At 65.8% G+C, this 15,882-nt stretch carries 15 protein-coding genes; 6 read left to right on the top strand and 9 right to left on the bottom strand.

Annotation, left to right across the window (positions count from 1 at the left end; all coding sequences use genetic code 11):
- The 5 genes from MKW15_RS11705 to dnaK form a co-directional block, all read right to left on the bottom strand.
- The gene (locus tag MKW15_RS11705) at positions 1–1,062 is read right to left on the bottom strand and encodes a hypothetical protein (protein WP_240857794.1); all 1,062 of its coding nucleotides are present in this window, start codon (positions 1,060–1,062) and stop codon (positions 1–3) included.
- A gap of 91 nt (positions 1,063–1,153) precedes the next feature.
- On the bottom strand, positions 1,154–1,546 hold the full coding sequence (locus MKW15_RS11710) for a heat shock protein transcriptional repressor HspR (RefSeq protein ID WP_240857849.1): 393 nt from the start codon (positions 1,544–1,546) through the stop codon (positions 1,154–1,156).
- Between the two features lie 2 nt (positions 1,547–1,548).
- Positions 1,549–2,754: a molecular chaperone DnaJ gene (gene dnaJ, locus MKW15_RS11715; RefSeq protein WP_240857795.1), complete on the bottom strand. Its 1,206-nt coding sequence runs from the start codon at positions 2,752–2,754 to the stop codon at positions 1,549–1,551.
- A 192-nt stretch (positions 2,755–2,946) separates the two neighbouring features.
- Entirely contained in the window at positions 2,947–3,552 is a 606-nt protein-coding gene (gene grpE, locus MKW15_RS11720) for a nucleotide exchange factor GrpE (RefSeq protein ID WP_308221038.1), read from the bottom strand.
- Positions 3,549–5,387, bottom strand: a complete 1,839-nt coding sequence (gene dnaK, locus MKW15_RS11725) for a molecular chaperone DnaK (RefSeq protein WP_240857796.1) — start codon at positions 5,385–5,387, stop codon at positions 3,549–3,551. The genes grpE and dnaK overlap by 4 nt, the downstream gene beginning before the upstream one ends.
- A 995-nt stretch (positions 5,388–6,382) precedes the next feature.
- Between dnaK and MKW15_RS11730 the strand changes: the two genes are divergently transcribed.
- Complete coding sequence (locus tag MKW15_RS11730) at positions 6,383–7,111, top strand: mycothiol-dependent nitroreductase Rv2466c family protein (protein ID WP_240857797.1); 729 nt, start codon at positions 6,383–6,385, stop codon at positions 7,109–7,111.
- Here MKW15_RS11730 and MKW15_RS11735 read toward each other — a convergent pair.
- Both MKW15_RS11735 and MKW15_RS11740 read right to left on the bottom strand, forming a co-directional pair.
- Complete coding sequence (locus MKW15_RS11735; protein ID WP_240857798.1) at positions 7,101–8,543, bottom strand: MFS transporter; 1,443 nt, start codon at positions 8,541–8,543, stop codon at positions 7,101–7,103. The two genes, MKW15_RS11730 and MKW15_RS11735, sit on opposite strands and share 11 nt — an antisense overlap.
- Before the next feature lie 78 nt (positions 8,544–8,621).
- Positions 8,622–9,362 (bottom strand): SDR family oxidoreductase, encoded by a 741-nt coding sequence (locus MKW15_RS11740; protein WP_240857799.1) that lies wholly within the window; start codon positions 9,360–9,362, stop codon positions 8,622–8,624.
- Between the two features lie 157 nt (positions 9,363–9,519).
- Between MKW15_RS11740 and MKW15_RS11745 the strand changes: the two genes are divergently transcribed.
- Complete coding sequence (locus tag MKW15_RS11745) at positions 9,520–10,353, top strand: helix-turn-helix transcriptional regulator (protein ID WP_240857800.1); 834 nt, start codon at positions 9,520–9,522, stop codon at positions 10,351–10,353.
- A 70-nt stretch (positions 10,354–10,423) separates the two neighbouring features.
- A complete protein-coding gene (locus tag MKW15_RS11750) occupies positions 10,424–11,029 on the top strand; it encodes a TetR/AcrR family transcriptional regulator (protein WP_240857801.1) in 606 nt (201 codons plus the stop codon).
- A 6-nt stretch (positions 11,030–11,035) separates the two neighbouring features.
- Here the strand turns inward: MKW15_RS11750 and MKW15_RS11755 are convergent, their stop codons facing one another.
- Both MKW15_RS11755 and lon read right to left on the bottom strand, forming a co-directional pair.
- On the bottom strand, positions 11,036–11,392 hold the full coding sequence (locus MKW15_RS11755; RefSeq protein ID WP_240857802.1) for a YciI family protein: 357 nt from the start codon (positions 11,390–11,392) through the stop codon (positions 11,036–11,038).
- A 55-nt stretch (positions 11,393–11,447) separates the two neighbouring features.
- A complete protein-coding gene (gene lon, locus MKW15_RS11760; RefSeq protein WP_240857803.1) occupies positions 11,448–13,793 on the bottom strand; it encodes an endopeptidase La in 2,346 nt (781 codons plus the stop codon).
- Positions 13,794–14,013: 220 nt separating this feature from the next.
- Between lon and MKW15_RS11765 the strand changes: the two genes are divergently transcribed.
- The 3 genes from MKW15_RS11765 to MKW15_RS11775 all read left to right on the top strand — a co-directional run bounded on the left by MKW15_RS11765 (position 14,014) and on the right by MKW15_RS11775 (position 15,880).
- Positions 14,014–14,460 carry a helix-turn-helix domain-containing protein gene (locus tag MKW15_RS11765; protein WP_240857804.1) on the top strand — a complete coding sequence of 149 codons (447 nt, stop codon included), beginning with the start codon at positions 14,014–14,016 and terminating at the stop codon, positions 14,458–14,460.
- A 36-nt stretch (positions 14,461–14,496) separates the two neighbouring features.
- On the top strand, positions 14,497–14,673 hold the full coding sequence (locus MKW15_RS11770; protein ID WP_240857805.1) for a hypothetical protein: 177 nt from the start codon (positions 14,497–14,499) through the stop codon (positions 14,671–14,673).
- A 736-nt stretch (positions 14,674–15,409) separates the two neighbouring features.
- Positions 15,410–15,880, top strand: a complete 471-nt coding sequence (locus MKW15_RS11775; protein WP_240857806.1) for a hypothetical protein — start codon at positions 15,410–15,412, stop codon at positions 15,878–15,880.
- Positions 15,881–15,882 lie beyond the last annotated feature (2 nt).

Here is a 15,882-nt window from a genome sequence, read left to right on the forward strand (position 1 = left end):
TCAGTTCTCGGCGTTGGGATCGAAGTACGGGTTCGCCGGCTCGGTGACCGTGGTGGTCTCGGTCGTCGTCTCCGCGGGTGGTGTCTCGGTGATCGTCCTCGTCCGGGTGACGGGCCGCGGTGTGGTGGTCTGGGTGACGGTCCGGGTTTCCGTCTCGACGACGGTGTCGGCGGCCTCGGTCTTGGTCACCGTCCTGCCCGGTCCGGGGGTGGTGACGGTGGAGGTGATGGTGCTCGGACTGGTCTCGCGGAGTTCTCCGTCGGCGGCGAGCACCGCGGTGATGGCAAGGGCACCCAGGACGATCGCAGCGCCGATTGCTGCGCCGATGAACCACCAGCGTCGGCCCGATGATGCGGGCGCCGATCTGGTCAGCATCGTCGGTGCCTCGGCGACGCGGGCCAACTCGGCGGAGCTGATGGCCGACGCGAGGGAAGGCTGGTCGGCGATCGTCACGGGACGCTGGACGGCGTACTCGAAGGCGGGCGCGACGCCCGGGGTCTCGGCACCAGGTCCGGTGCAGATCACCGAGGTGAGCTTGTCGCCGCCGGGCATCTCGGTGATGGCGTCGGCCAACGCGGAGGCACCCTCATGCTCGGTGACCGGTCCGCACTCACCTCGATCGAATTGCCCGACCCCGACGAGACGTCCGGTCGCGACGTCGACGGTGACCGTGGTGGCCCCGACCGAGGGGGCGGCGTTGGTTCCGAGGTCGACCACCGCGACCACGCCGGGACGCGTCGCCTGCGCTCGGGCGACCTCCGCCAGGGCGGTCGGGAAATCGGTCACCCCGATCTTCGAGTGCCAGTCGGGAGTGCCAGCGGTCGGAGCGAATGCGCTGTTGAGATGCTCGCGCAGGGAGTCGTCGGCGACCGCGAGACCGATGTGCTGGAAGTCCATCGGGACCGAGGTCACGAGTTCTTCGATCGCGGACTCCACCTGCGACGACGTCGCCGAATCCGGCAGGTCGACGAGGTTGCTGGCGACGACACGGCCGTCCCCGTCGCGGACGACAGAGGCGATCTGGTCGTCGACGACGGAGATACCGAGCACGGTATCGGTCATCTCGGCCACCGGGCACTACCTCTCACGTCGATCCTTGACCAGACAGGATAACGGCAGGTCCCGGGTCCTCGGCTGCCGGGGCCGATCGGGGTTAACTCTTGGGACGCCTGTTACGCGGCTGCCACACCACCAGCGCGCTGGTGCGCGGCACCGGGACGAGTTCGCCGCCGCGTCGGCCGCGGGCCTGCTGCAGTTCGTCGCCGAGTTCACGCACCCGATGGCTCAGCGTATCGACCTGATTCTCCAGATCGATGATCCGTTTGATGCCGGCGAGGTTGACACCCTCCTCCTGGGAGAGTCGCTGGATCTCGCGCAGCAGTTCGACGTCGCGGGTGGAGTAGCGCCGGCCGCCGCCGCTCGTGCGTTGGGGGGTGACCAGGCCGAGCCGGTCGTATGTGCGCAGGGTCTGCGCATGCATACCGGCCAGCTCGGCGGCCACGGAGATGAGGAACGTCGCCGACTCGTCGAAGTCACCCGACGCCATCATCATCGCCCCCACCCGGCGCGAGGATCGAATCCGCTCGCGCGTTCGGCCTCGGCGTAGCGGCGCATGGCCTCAGTGGCGTCGTCGTCGAGCTTGGGTGGCACGGCGACCTTGACGGTCACCAGCAGATCGCCTGCCCCGCCCGAACGCTTCGGCACTCCTCGCCCGCGCACTCGCAGCGTGCGGCCGTCGGTGGTGTTGGCCGGGATCTTGACCCCGACCGACCCCTCTAGGGTCGGCACCGACACCGTCGCGCCCAGCACGAGTTCGGAGATACTCACCGGCAATTGCACCTTGAGGTCGTTACCACTGCGCGTGAAGACCTTGTCGGCGGTCACGTGGACGACCACATACAGGTCGCCCGACGGCGCGCCGCGTCGTCCGGCCTCACCCTGTCCGGCAAGCCGGATGCGTTGCCCGTCTTCGACTCCCGCGGGGATGCGCACGTTGATCGTGCGGGCGCGGACCTTGACGCCGCTGCCGTCGCAGTCGGTGCACGGATCGTCGATGCGGCTTCCGGTGCCCTGACAATCCTGGCAGGGTTCGCTGAATCCAAACGCGCCCTGGTTGCGGCTGATGAACCCGGAACCGTTGCAGCTCGGACACACTCGCGGGCTGGTGCCCGGCTTCGCGCCACTGCCGTGACACGTGGTGCACGGCGACGGGCTGGTCACCCGAAGTTGGACGGTGGTACCGAGTGCTGCGTCCTTGAACGACAGCGACGTCTCGGTTTCGAGGTCGTTGCCGCGTCGCGGCCGGCTTGCGGTCGAGGTTCGCTGACCGCCGCCGCCACGGTTGAACAGGCCCTCGAAAAGGTCACTGAATCCGCCGGAGCCACCACCGGCCTCGGCACCGCTGCCGAACAGGTCGCCGATGTTGAAGTCGGCCCCGCCGCCCGACGTGCTGTAGCTCGTGCCGCCGCCGAAGCCGCCGGGAAAACCGTTGCCGCCGCCGCGGAATCGACCGCCCGCGAACATGGCGCGGGTCTCGTCGTACTCCTTACGCTTCGCGGGATCGGAGAGCACACTGTGGGCTTCGGATACGCGCTTGAAGCGTTCCTCGGCCGCGCTGTCCCCCGGGTTGGCGTCCGGATGCAGCTCGCGGGCGAGCTTCCGATAAGCCTTCTTGATCTCGTCGGCCGAAGCGTCAGAAGCAACGCCGAGGTCCTGGTAGAAGTCGTGTTCCAACCATTCGCGTTGTGGAGCCACCAGACGTCACCTCCTTTGATGTTCTGTTGTCTGGTCTATCAATGAAATTGTGCAGCAATCCGCTTTCTGAGCCGTAAGCCCCCGCTCCCTGAGGTGCGAGCCTGCGAGCCTCGAAGGGGCTGGCGACATTGTCTCACCAAGCCCTTCGAGGCTCGTCGCTAGCGCTCCTCGCACCTCAGGGAACGTTGACCCTCAGGGTGCGGCGGTTTCTGCCGGATCGGTGACCGTGACCATTGCGGTACGGATCACCTTGTCGCCCAGTCGGTAACCGCAGCGGTACACGGCCCCGAGTACGGGGTGTGCGCCGTCGCCGTCGTGCTGGACGGCCTCGTGCAGTTCCGGGTTGAACTCGTCGCCGGGTTCACCGAAGCGGGCGAGACCCTCCGCGCTGAGTGCGCCGACGAGTTTGTCGGCGACCGCACGCAACGGACCGCTCTCGAGGTCGCCGTGCTCGCGCGCACGGTCGAGGTCGTCGAGGACGGGGAGCAGCTTGTCGATCAGGATCTGCTTGCCGTAGGCAACCGATCCCTGCTTCTCCTCCGCCGCACGCCGCTTGAAGTTGGCGAACTGCGCGCGTTCCCGTTGCAGGTCCGCGGTCAGTTCTGCCACCCGCGCGTCGGCCGCGTCGGGTTCGGCCGCCGGGTGGGTACCCGGGCGCACCTCCCCCGTGTCCGGGTCGATGACCCGCTTGTCGGTGACGGTGATGGGCATGTCGCCCTCGCGCTCGGGTTCGACCCCGCCGAGTTCGGCTTCGGTCGGGTCGAACCCGGTGTCGGGCGAGGACTCGCTCTGGGTCACTTCTTCTCCTCGTCGACGACCTCGGCGTCCACGACGTCGGCGTCGGCATCTGCGGCGTCACCGGCCGGTGCGTCACCGTTGGGCGACTCGGCGGTGTTGGCGTAGATGGCCTGGCCGAGAGCCTGGGACTCCTCGGACAGCTTCTCGATCGCGTTCTTGATGGCGGTCGAATCGGTGCCCTTCAGTGCCTCCTGCGCGTTGGAGATGGCCGATTCGACCTTCTCCTTGACGTCGGCGGGAACCTTGTCCTCGTTGTCCTTGAGGAACTTCTCGGTGTGGTTGACCAACGACTCCGCCTGGTTGCGGGTCTCGGCCTCTTCACGCCGCTTGCGATCCTCGTCGGCATGCGCCTCGGCATCCTTGATCATCCGGTCGATCTCGTCCTTGCTCAGGCCCGAGCCGTCCTGGATGCGGATGGAGTTCTCCTTGCCGGTGCCCTTGTCCTTCGCGGTGACGTGCACGATGCCGTTGGCGTCGATGTCGAAGGTCACCTCGATCTGCGGGACACCCTGCGGCGCGGGGGCGATGCCACCGAGCTCGAAGGAGCCGAGAAGCTTGTTGTGCGAAGCGATCTCACGCTCACCCTGATACACCTGGATCTGCACCGACGGCTGATTGTCCTCGGCCGTGGTGTAGGTCTCCGACCGCTTGGTCGGGATGGTGGTGTTGCGCTCGATCAGCTTGTGCATCACGCCGCCCTTGGTCTCGATACCGAGGGAGAGCGGGGTGACGTCGAGCAGCAGCACGTCCTTGACCTCACCGCGCAGCACACCGGCCTGCAGGGCGGCGCCCACGGCGACGACCTCGTCCGGGTTGACGCCCTTGTTGGGCTCCCGGCCGCCGGTCAGTTCTTTGACCAGCTCGGTGACGGCCGGCATACGGGTCGAGCCGCCGACCATGACCACGTGGTCGATGTCGCCGACGGAGATGCCGGCGTCCTTGATGACCGCCTGGAACGGTGCGCGAGTGCGCTCGAGCAGGTCGCTGGTGATCTTCTGGAACTCGCTGCGGCTCAGCTGCTCGTCGAGGAACAGCGGATTCTTGTCGGCGTCGACGGTGATGTAGGGCAGGTTGATCGACGTCGACTGCGAGGACGACAGTTCGATCTTGGCCTTCTCGGCAGCCTCGCGTAGACGCTGCATGGCCATCTTGTCCTTGGTCAGATCGATGCCGCTGGAGCTCTTGAACTTCTCGACGAGCCAGTCGACGACGCGCTGATCCCAGTCGTCACCACCGAGGTGGTTGTCACCGGAGGTCGCGCGGACCTCGACCACGCCGTCGCCGATCTCGAGCAGCGAGACGTCGAACGTTCCGCCACCGAGGTCGAAGACCAGGATGGTCTGTTCCTTCTCACCCTTGTCGAGTCCATAGGCCAGGGCTGCGGCGGTGGGCTCGTTGACGATGCGCAGGACGTTGAGGCCGGCGATCTGGCCGGCTTCCTTGGTGGCCTGGCGCTGGGCGTCGTTGAAGTATGCGGGCACCGTGATGACGGCGTCGGAGACGTCTTCACCCAGGTACGACTCGGCGTCGCGCTTGAGCTTCATGAGCGTGCGCGCGCTGATCTCCTGCGGGGTGTACTTCTTGTCGTCGATGTCGACGGTCCAGTCACCTTCGCCCATGTGGCGCTTGACCGAACGGATGGTGCGGTCGACATTGGTGACCGCCTGATTCTTTGCGGGCTGACCGACCAGCACCTCGCCGTTACGCGCGAAGGCGACCACCGACGGGGTGGTCCGGGAGCCTTCGGCATTGGCGATGACGGCCGGCTCTCCACCTTCGAGCACCGCGACCACGGAGTTGGTGGTGCCGAGGTCGATTCCAACAGCACGGGACATCTTGTTGCTTCCTCCTAGTTCGTGGGTGTGCACCCAAGTACGTTGTTCGAAACCCGAACTTCAGTGCATCCGACTCATGTCCTACTGGAGGACACAGCCGGAGTCAACCTGGGTTGAGCCTACACGACTCAGGTTTCTCGATTTGTTCAACCGGGACATGGCCGGGATCATTCCCGGATTCCCGAAAAAGTTGAGCGCGATACGCTCAATGTGAGTAATCGCTGGTCAGGGTCGGTTCTGCTCGGCGTTGCAATCACCGACGATGTCGGCGGATGGGTCGCCGACTCGAAGAGTTAGGGTGACCGCCTCCGCTGAGCTGCGGAAATCTGTACCTGGGAGGCTTGCCAAGCACATAGTGCCCTTGGCCGGGCTGAGGGGTACAGACATCCGACGGGTCGCGGTGCGTTCGGGTCGTTGGGCCGGCTCGACTCCGGGAGTTGGCGTCTGAAGCGGTCGCCGTGAGGTGTCGCCGAGGGCAATACGCCTCGGCGGGCACTGAGGAGGCCCGTTTCGGACGCCTCCCGGTGGGTGTCATTGCCCTCGCGCTCGGCGACCACGCTCTTCCCGCCGCCACGATCGCCGACGACGTCGGCGGGGGGTCGCTGATCCGACAGAGTCCGGTGACCGACGCTGCGAACTGGGCAAATGTGAGGCTCGCGTCTGCGGCGCGACGGCTTGGGCGACCGAGCCCGCCAGGTGCCGGGGCCGAAAAGCGGTGCGGACCACCGGTTCAGCCCACTGTGTGTGCTGTCACTACCACTCGCAGAACACGATTCGCGGGCTTAAGGTCAGCCTTGTCGTCGTGATCAGATTCGATGACACGTAAGAATCGCACTATATGTCGGGGGACATCATGGGATCAGTTGAAACAATCGTCGGCCTGTACCAGGTCTATCAAATCCTGCACTCACTCGGCCTCGTCTGAGGTCCACGCGATCAGTATGATTTTGGGGCCGGATTCCGGACCCAAAATTATACTGATCGGGAGGTGATCCGTGAGCGACGCCGACATCCGCTTCTACTTCGATCCGGTCTGCCCGTTTGCCTGGATGACCAGCAAGTGGGTGCGCAAGGTGCAGGAGCAACGCGACTATGCGGTGGACTGGCGATTCATCTCGCTGCGACTTCTCAACGCGCACATCGACTACGACGCGCACTTCCCGCCCGAGTACGAGGCCGGGCACTGGGCCGGTTTGAAGCTCCTGCGGGCGGCGGCAAGTGTCCGACGCGAACACGGGCGCGACGCCATCGGCCCGCTCTACACCGCTTTCGGGACCCGAATCTTCGACTCGCACACCGGAACCTACATGGTGGGCGAGCGCGATCACCGCGGCACGGCCGAATTCCTGGAACCGATCCTCGCCGAACTCGGACTGTCACCCGAACACATTGATGCCCTTGAGGACTCGTCGTGGGACGCCGAGATCCAAGCCGAGACCGACGAAGCGCTGTCGCTCACCGGACGGGACGTGGGCACGCCGATCATCCATTTCCAGCCGCCAAACGGAGTCGCCTTCTTCGGCCCGGTCATCAGCCGGCTGCCCAGCGACGACGACGCAGTCGCCCTGTGGGACCACGTCATCGGCCTCGCGAGCTTTCCCGGCTTCGCGGAACTCAAACGCAGCCTGCGCGAGAAGCCTCAACTCCGTGCCTTCGGCGTCGAAGACGCTGAAGTGGGGGTCCAAGAAGATTGGCACGCAGGGAGTCGTCGGCTCAAGAAGTGAGTCGCTCCGGCAGCTGGCATGCGTGATTCATTGCCGGCTGGACGTGCGGTGTCACCGGCGCCCCGGATCGGATGGTCGCGGCCGCCACGATCCCACCGAGCGCACAGCAGACCGCCGCGATGACCATCGCGGTATGAAATCCCGCACCCAGCGGTTGGCCGGGACCGCTGTCGATACCGGCGACGACCGGCAGGATCGCGACCGCGAGCAACCCGGCGAGACGCGCAACTGCGTTGTTGACGCCCGACGCAGTGCCTGCATGTGCGTCGTCGACCGCGCCCAGCGCCGCGGAGGTCAAGGGCGCAACCGTGATGGTCATACCGAGCCCGAACACCACAACAGCCGGGAACACTGCAGTGAAGTAGCCGGCGCCGGGTTCGATCCGCGTCATCAGCGCCAATCCGGTGGCCGCGACGAGCGGTCCGACGGTCATCGGCAGTCGCGGTCCCGTCATCTGCGACACCTTGCCGGACAGTGGTGACCCGAACAGCATGATGATGGTGCTCGGTGTGGTCGCGGCCCCGGCCTCGAGCGCCGAGTAGCCCATACTCTGCTGCAGTTGCAGCGCAAGCAGGAACAGCGCTCCGCCGAGTGCCGCGTACACGGCCAGCGTTGTCAGGTTGGCTCCGGTGAACTGCGCAGACCGGAACAGCCCGAGCGGCAGTAGTGGGTCGTCGACCCGGGATTCGATGACAACGAAACCGATCAGTCCGATGACACCTATTGCCGCCCAGGCGATCACACCGGCGTCCGAGCCTCGATCCGGGAACTCGATCAGCGCATAGATCACCCCACTCAACCCGACGATCATCGCGAGAGCGCCTGCGACGTCGAGCCTTCCCGTGCCGGCGCCGTCTGACTTCGGCACGTGCCTCAACGCGATCGCGATGGCACCGACGGCAAGTGGAACGCTGAGATAGAACACCCACCGCCACGACACGGCGTCGACCAACCACCCACCGACGAACGGGCCCAAAGCGGTTGTGGCACCGGACATGCCGGCCCACAGGCCGATCGCCTGGCTGCGGTCCTCCTCGCGAATCTCCGCGTCGATCAATGCGAGGCTGCCCGGTACCACGGCGGCCGCGCCGACGCCCTGGACGATGCGAGCCGCGATCAACGCCTCGATCGTCGGCGCCAGGCCGCAGGCCATGGATGCCAGCCCGAAGATCACCAGTCCGCCGACGAAGATCCGACGCCGACCGTAACGATCGCCGGCCACGCCACCGACCAGCAGCAGAGCGCTGAGGGTCAGCAGGTAGCCGTCGAGCACCCACTGCTGCCCGGACAGTCCAGTGTCGAGGTCGCGGGAAATGGCGGGAAGTGCGACGTTGACCACCGTGCTGTCGAGGAACGCCACCCCCGAGCCGAGCACGGCCGCGGCGATGAGCCAGCGACCGGAACTCGACGATGCGGAGAGACCTTCCGACATGAGCCGGCGTCACCTGCCCTTCGAGGCTCGTCGCTAGCGCTCCTCGCACCTCAGGGAGCGGTAAGGCCAGGGTATGCCCTAGACGTGCGCCAGCGCTGCCATCAGGTCATCGCGGTTGCCGTTGAGTTCGGCGAACCGCAGCGGCTTTACGCGTTCGACGAGGATCTCGCGGGTGGCCTCCGGGAGAAGGTGCATCACCTCGTCGAGGAAGTCGTCGAGCGGCATCGCCCATTCGGCCTCTGCCTGCCCGGGCATGAGATCGGTCTGGACGGCCGGCGGGACGAGCTCGAGAACACCGATACCGCTGTCGGCCAACTGGATTCGCAGGCTGTCGGTGAAGGAGTGGATGGCCGCCTTGGTTGCGCTGTAGGTGGGTGTGCCCACCATCGGGGTGAACGCGAGCCCCGAGGACACCGTGATGATCGTGGCGTCGGGCTGTGCGGCGAGGAATTCGGTGAACGCCGCCACCAGGCGCAGGGGTCCGAGGATGTTGGTCTCCACCTCCGCGACCGCTGTGCTGAGAAAGTCGTTGTCGCGCAGATCTTCTGAGCGCATGATGCCGGCCATCGCGATCAGCACGTTGGTGTCCGGGAATCGTCGCTGGACCTCGGCGGACACCCGCACGACGTCGTCGGCGTCGGCGGTGTCGATGCGGACGGTCTCGATGCCGGGGTGCGCGTCGGCGATCTGCGACAGCAGTTCTGTGCGTCGACCGCCGACGATGACCCGATTGCCCGCCTCGTGCAGGCGCAGTGCGAGACCGAGCCCGATTCCCGAGGTCGCGCCCGGGATGAAGATGGTGTTGCCGCTGATACGCATGATCTGTCTCCTTGTTGACGACTGAACTTTTCGACCTCCACACCACCGCAGTGCGGCGAGGGCAACAAGGCACCACTCATCCACGGACCGTCGATCCCTGGATGAGTACGGGCCGATCGGCAAGAGTGGAATGCAGAGTCGATCGTGAGGAGGGCCCATGGACTTCGACCGGGCCGGTTTGGCGGAGTTCCTGCGACGCCGCCGGGAGGCGCTGACGCCTGCGGACGTAGGGTTGCCCGCCGGGAGTCGGCGTCGTACCAGCGGATTGCGTCGCGAAGAGGTCGCGCTGCTCGCGCAGATGTCCACGGACTACTACAGCCGCCTCGAACAGCAACGCGGCCCGCATCCGTCAGAGCAGATGCTGACCGCGTTGGCCCGGGCGCTGCACCTGTCGCTCGATGAGCGTGACCACCTTTTCCGGCTCGCCGGCCAGCACGCTCCGGGACGCCGATCGGCGTCCGACCACGTCGGGCCGGGGATGCTGCGGATCGTCGACCGTCTCGCCGACACACCGGCGATGGTCGTCAACAGCGCCGGTGAGACGCTGCTGCAGACCATGCCGGCGAAGGCTCTCGTAGGCGACGAGACGCACTTCGAGGGCGTCGCACGCAGCATCGCCTACCGCTGGTTCACCGACCCAGCGACCCGACAACGCTTCCCTGCCGACGACCACGACCATCACGCACGAGCCCACACCGCCCGACTGCGCGCCGCGGTCACCACGGAGGGACCCGACTCCCGCGCCGCGGTGATCGCCGACGCCCTGCTCGCGGAAAGCCCCGAGTTCGCGTCGTTGTGGAAGGAGCACGACGTGAACGTTCGGCTCACCGACCAGCGCAAACGGCTGCTCCATCCCGAGCTGGGGCTGATCGAGGTGTTCTGCCAGACCCTGTTCGACCCCGACGCCAACCAGGGCCTGCTCGTCTACACCGCGACCCCGGGCACCGTGAGTCACGAGAAACTGGCCATGCTGAGCGCGGTGAGCGTGTGAGGCCATTCGCGAACGAGCGACTACATTCGGCGAGGTATGGTCACGCGGACGGGACGGGGGTGCGCCGCACATGGTTACCGGCAACGCGACACCCGATCGTCGTGCCCAATTCAGCAGCGCCGCCTTCGACGTCGTCGCGTCCGGCGGATTGAGAGCACTCACGCACCGCGCCGTCGACGACGCTGCCGGCGTGCCCCCCGGTTCGGTCAACTACTACGCACCCAACCGTTCCAAGCTGCAGCAACTCGCGCTCCAGGAAGCGTTTGAACGGATGCGGGAGATCGCGGTGCGCGAGTTCGAACCGATCTTCGACACCATGGCCGGCGGTCACCGGCCGTCGGAGACGATGATCCTCGACTGCGTGGTGAGGTTCATCGAGGCGATGACGACGGAGGGTCGCGGACTCGTGGTGGTGCGGCATGCGCTGCTGATCGAGGCGCAGTTCGATCCGGCGCTGCGCGAGCTGATCGTGGCCAATCGCAGTCGGTTCGTGGGGTTTGCCGATCAGATCACGCTTGAGTTCTGGCCGAAGCGCCCCACCCGTGCCGCCGAACTGATCGTCGCGGTGATCGAAGGCCTCATCCAGCAGCAGACCCTGGTCACCGCACAGCCGTTCGATACGGCGATGAATCGTGAGACTGTCGCGCGCGTCCTGGGATTCTCGGCGAAGAGCTGAGCTGGTTCAGTCCGGCGTGGGGATGAGCGCGTCACCCGGGAAGCCGCGGACCGGGTGAACGTCGAACTCGAAGACGCCGGCCTGTACGGCCGGGTCGTCGTTCATGATCTTCGCGGTGGTTTCGGGGTCTTGGTCGAAGATCCCGTAGCCACGGATGTCGGAGTCGTCGCTGGCACCGAGGATGATCGAGAGTTTGCCGCTGGCCCGCAACGAGAAGTTGCGGCGGCTGTGCTCCCAAATGAGGGGTTTCGCCTCGTCGGTGTGGAACTTGGGGCCGGCTTTCAGGACGACCACCGAATACGGCTGCGAGTACGCGATGATCGTCTTCATCTCCGCGTCGGTGATCGGTGGGAGGTCGGACATGCAAAGCTCCTTTGCTGACACGTGCCGAGGGTTCCCTCCCACCGTAGCCCGACGATCAGGCCGCTGTGTTCACTGTCTCTGCGGTCACCTCAGCAGCGGGCTCGAGAGCGGCTGCGACGACGTCGGCGACATCGGCGAACGGAGTCACCGTTACCGCGTCGAGGACCTCGGCCGGGACATCGTCGAGGTCGGCCTCATTGCGTGGCGAGATGAACACCTGCGTCAGCCCGTTGCGTTGGGCGGCAAGCAGTTTCTGCTTGAGCCCACCGATGGGCAGGACCCGGCCGTTCAGCGTGACCTCACCGGTCATGCCGACCTCGGCCCGCACCTTGCGGCCGGTGGCCATCGACACCAGCGCGGTCACCATCGTGATACCCGCGCTCGGACCGTCCTTGGGCACCGCGCCCGCCGGGACGTGGACGTGGATGGTGCCGTCGAGGTTCTTCGGATCGATGCCGAGTTGGTCGGCGTGGGCCCGGACGTAGGAGAGCGCGATCTGCGCGGACTCCTTCATCACGTCACCTAGTTGTCCGGTCAGTTGCAGACCGTTCTTCCCCTCGGTGCGGTTGGCCTCGATGAACAGGACGTCGCCGCCCATGCCGGTGACCGCCAAACCCGTTGCCACACCGGGCACCGCGGTCCGTTCGGCCGACTCCGGGGTGAACCGGGCCCGGCCCAGATAGTCCCGCAAGTCGGGTTCGTCGATCGTCACCGGTGCTTGGGATTTGCCCGACGCGAGGTTGGTTGCCGCCTTGCGCAGCGCCTTGGCGAGGAGCCGTTCGAACTGTCGCACACCGGGTTCCCGGGTGTAGTTCGCGGCGATCTCGCGCAGCGCGGCGTCGGTGACGGTCACCTCGTCGTCGTCGTCGAGCGCGGCCTTCTCGGCTTGCCTCGGCAACAGGTAGTCGCGGGCGATCGCGACCTTGTCGTCCTCGGTGTAGCCGTCGAGCGTCACCAGTTCCATCCGGTCGAGCAACGCCGACGGGATGTTCTCGATGACGTTGGCGGTCGCGAGGAACAGGACGTCGGAGAGGTCGAGATCGAGATCGAGGTAGTGGTCGCGGAACGTGTGGTTCTGTGCGGGGTCGAGGACCTCGAGTAGCGCAGCCGCCGGGTCACCCCGGTAGTCCGAGCCCACCTTGTCGATTTCGTCCAGCAGCACAACGGGATTCATCGATCCCGCTTCGCCGATGGCGCGCACGATCCGGCCGGGCAGCGCGCCGACGTAGGTGCGTCGGTGGCCGCGGATCTCCGCCTCGTCGCGGACGCCGCCGAGGGCGACGCGCACGAACTTGCGGCCCAGCGCACGTGCGACGGACTCACCGAGCGACGTCTTGCCGACGCCGGGCGGGCCGGCGAGCACCATCACGGCACCCGATCCGCGTCCGCCGACGACCTGCAGGCCGCGCTCGGCACGACGCGCACGCACCGCCAGGTATTCGACGATGCGGTCTTTCACGTCGTCGAGTCCGTGGTGGTCGGTGTCGAGGATGTCGCGGGCACCCTTGATGTCGGTCGAGTCCTCGGTGGTGACACTCCACGGCAGGTCGAGCACGGTGTCCAACCATGTTCTGATCCAACCGGTTTCGGGTGACTGGTCGCTGGCGCGTTCGAGCTTGCCGACCTCGCGCAGTGCGGCCTCGCGCACATTGTCGGGCAGGTCGGCGGCTTCGACGCGGCCGCGGTAGTCGTCGGCGCCGTCAGGCTCGTCCTCGCCGAGTTCCTTGCGAATGGCGTTGAGCTGCTGCCGAAGCAGGAACTCCTTCTGCTGCTTCTCCATGCCGTTACGCACGTCGTCGGCGATCTTGTCGCTCACCTCGGTCTCGGCGATGTGCTCGCCGGTCCAGTCGATGAGCAGTTGCAGGCGTTCGCCGACGTCCGGCGTCTCCAGCAGTTGCCGCTTCTGCACGTCGGTGAGCCACGACGAGTAGCCGGACGTATCGGCCAGCTCCGACGGGTCACTCATCTTGTTGACGGCGTCGATGACCTGCCAGGCCTCGCGTCGTTGCAGCATCGCGAGCACGAGCTTCTTGTACTCGGCCGCCTTTGCCCTGGTCTCGTCGGTGATTGTGGGGTCGTCGGTCTCGGTGACCTCAACCCACAGCGCATTGCCGTTGCCGGTGGTCCCGGTCCCGATGTGGGCGCGCTGCTCACCTTTCAGCACCGCCGCAGTCCCGCCGCCGGGAATGCGCCCGACCTGCACGATCGACGCGATCACGCCGTAGGTCGGGTAGCGGTCGTCCAGTCGCGGCGCGACCAGCAGTTTGCCGGACTCGCTGGCACGTGCAGCATCAATCGTCGCCTGAGCGGCGTCGTCGAGCGGGATCGGCACGACCATCCCGGGCAGAACCACGACGTCGGGCACGAACAGCACGGGCAGTGAATAGGTCCTGTCAGACATTCATCCTCCAAAGTTCAGTCTGACCGACTCAACCCTGATGGCAGGATGTTTGTTCCCGGTGGATTTATGCCGTGGGTGAAACGAACTGAAGCCATTCTCGTCGGGGCGGGTTGGGAACCAGAAGCCCGTCGCGTGCGTCCTAATAGAACACCTCCGGAAGCAATTTGCACTTATAGGCGCAATCTCCTTACACTTACATCTGCAACAACATGGAGGAATCATGTCACCCACTGACGTTCCGGTCGCGGACCGAAATCTGCTCATCGAAGCCCGACAGCGGCAGCAAGCCCAGGAACTCCTAGCCATGACTGGCGCCGAGTTCACAGAGTTGACGGTGACCGGCCCTGACCATGAGTTCGTCGCCGTCCCCTCGGCTATCGCCGGAGTAATCCGCGACGTCGTCGCCGCAATCGCATCAGGGACCCGCATATCTGTCGCAGCCCTCCCCGAAGAACTGACGACCACTGTCGCCGCCGAGCAACTTGGCGTCTCTCGCCCCACGCTCATGAAGATGATCAACCGGGGTGACATCGCGGCGCACAGAGTTGGCTCTCATCATCGAGTGCTGACCGAGGACGTCGTCGAGTACAAGAGGAAGCGCATCGAGCGCCAGCGCCGAGCGATAGACGAGCTTCGCGTTATCGACGCCGAACTCGACAAGTTCTGACAGCGATTCAACGAGCGCCTGGATATCGTGCTCACCGTGAGCGCAACCCGGGTGTTCGTTGATGAAAACGTGCTTTGGCCAAAGACGCTGAGAGACTGGCTCTTCCTGCTCCGCAACGCCACGGGTGGCGAGATGTTCACAGTGTGCTCGACAGAGGATGTCGTTGCGGAAGCGATCTACACCCTGCGGCGCAAGAAGCCGCTTGCTCATTGAAGCGTCGTCGCCTTCCGCCGTGAGAGCTGTCACCCGCGACCAATTCCAGCACTGGTGCGGACGGAAACAATCAGTGAACCTCGTTGCGATGCTTGAGGCGTCAGGTTGCCCCGCTTTCGCCGAACGTGTTCGCGTACACCTGCAATCAATCTGACCGACAGCCGGTCGACTCCGTCCTCGGTCACCATTGCCAGCGGAGCCCGCTTCTGGTTTCGCGACAGGTTGCGATGCCGTCTGTCTGGTACACGTACGCCCGTGCGCCCAGTTGGGGGCAGGGAGTTCCCAGTTTCACCTTCGGCGCTCGGGTCAGCGCTCTGCTCTGCCACGTCCCGGTCAGACCTGAGCAGAACAGCTTTCCATCGGCCGAGTCCTTGCCGAGTTCGTGCGAGTAGCAAGGCCCGCCCTCACGCTGAACCGACGACGGGGCCGCTTGAGCGCCACCTGTACCAAGGACGGCGAGCACCGCCGCGGCCACAATCGCGTAGCCAACCGACTTCATCAGCGCCTCCGATACAGGGCGACGCCCGCAAGTCGCCACTGGGTGTATTGCTCCAGTGTGCTGGGTCGCACCGACAATTCACGCATCCCGTCCCCCGATCGGTGGACATCGACATCACCCGGTACATCCACCACCCGGCGGAATGTCACCGACCCCGCTGAGCGGCAGAGTCATTGGTGTCAGAAACAACCCGCCCAGCCCAACCAGGACCGGACGACAAACTCTTCAGGAGACACCATGACCATCTCGAAGAACGTCAAGACCCGCACCGCCGCCGCCATCGCTGGGCTCGGCATCGCCGGAGCACTCGCCGTCGGCGGCGCCGGACTCGCCAACGCCGGCACCCTGCCCGTCACCCACCCCGGCGAACCCACCGTCGCCATGACCCTGACCAATCACACCAACAAGACCGAATGGCTCGCCTCGGCCACCCCCGGCAGCGGCCACTGGGTCCAAGCACCCACACGCTCACTGGCACCCGGAGCATCCGAGACCATCGTCAGCGTCGCGCCGAACACCAGCTACGAGACCGTGTTCGTCAACTACCGGATCGGCGCCTTCGGCCCCACCGCCACCTACAACCTCGAAAACGTCCGCGGCAACGTCAACACCAACATGACCGGCACCTCCGGCGGCCACTACTTCATCAACGCACCCCACATCGCCACCGGCTACCCCAACGTCAACGTCAGCTACGACCTCTGGTGACC

Origin of the sequence: Gordonia gummivorans (assembly GCF_022513585.1) — a bacterium.
GTDB lineage: Bacteria > Actinomycetota > Actinomycetes > Mycobacteriales > Mycobacteriaceae > Gordonia.

What these genes read in the sequence shown, in the direction of transcription:
- MKW15_RS11705 (WP_240857794.1), bottom strand. Translation starts at nt 1,062, where the DNA reads ATGACCGATACCGTGCTCGGTATCTCCGTCGTCGACGACCAGATCGCC.
- MKW15_RS11710 (WP_240857849.1), bottom strand. Translation starts at nt 1,546, where the DNA reads ATGGCGTCGGGTGACTTCGACGAGTCGGCGACGTTCCTCATCTCCGTG.
- dnaK (WP_240857796.1), bottom strand. Translation starts at nt 5,387, where the DNA reads ATGTCCCGTGCTGTTGGAATCGACCTCGGCACCACCAACTCCGTGGTC.
- MKW15_RS11735 (WP_240857798.1), bottom strand. Translation starts at nt 8,543, where the DNA reads ATGTCGGAAGGTCTCTCCGCATCGTCGAGTTCCGGTCGCTGGCTCATC.
- MKW15_RS11740 (WP_240857799.1), bottom strand. Translation starts at nt 9,362, where the DNA reads ATGCGTATCAGCGGCAACACCATCTTCATCCCGGGCGCGACCTCGGGA.
- MKW15_RS11745 (WP_240857800.1), top strand. Translation starts at nt 9,520, where the DNA reads ATGGACTTCGACCGGGCCGGTTTGGCGGAGTTCCTGCGACGCCGCCGG.
- MKW15_RS11750 (WP_240857801.1), top strand. Translation starts at nt 10,424, where the DNA reads ATGGTTACCGGCAACGCGACACCCGATCGTCGTGCCCAATTCAGCAGC.
- MKW15_RS11755 (WP_240857802.1), bottom strand. Translation starts at nt 11,392, where the DNA reads ATGTCCGACCTCCCACCGATCACCGACGCGGAGATGAAGACGATCATC.
- lon (WP_240857803.1), bottom strand. Translation starts at nt 13,793, where the DNA reads ATGTCTGACAGGACCTATTCACTGCCCGTGCTGTTCGTGCCCGACGTC.
- MKW15_RS11765 (WP_240857804.1), top strand. Translation starts at nt 14,014, where the DNA reads ATGTCACCCACTGACGTTCCGGTCGCGGACCGAAATCTGCTCATCGAA.
- MKW15_RS11775 (WP_240857806.1), top strand. Translation starts at nt 15,410, where the DNA reads ATGACCATCTCGAAGAACGTCAAGACCCGCACCGCCGCCGCCATCGCT.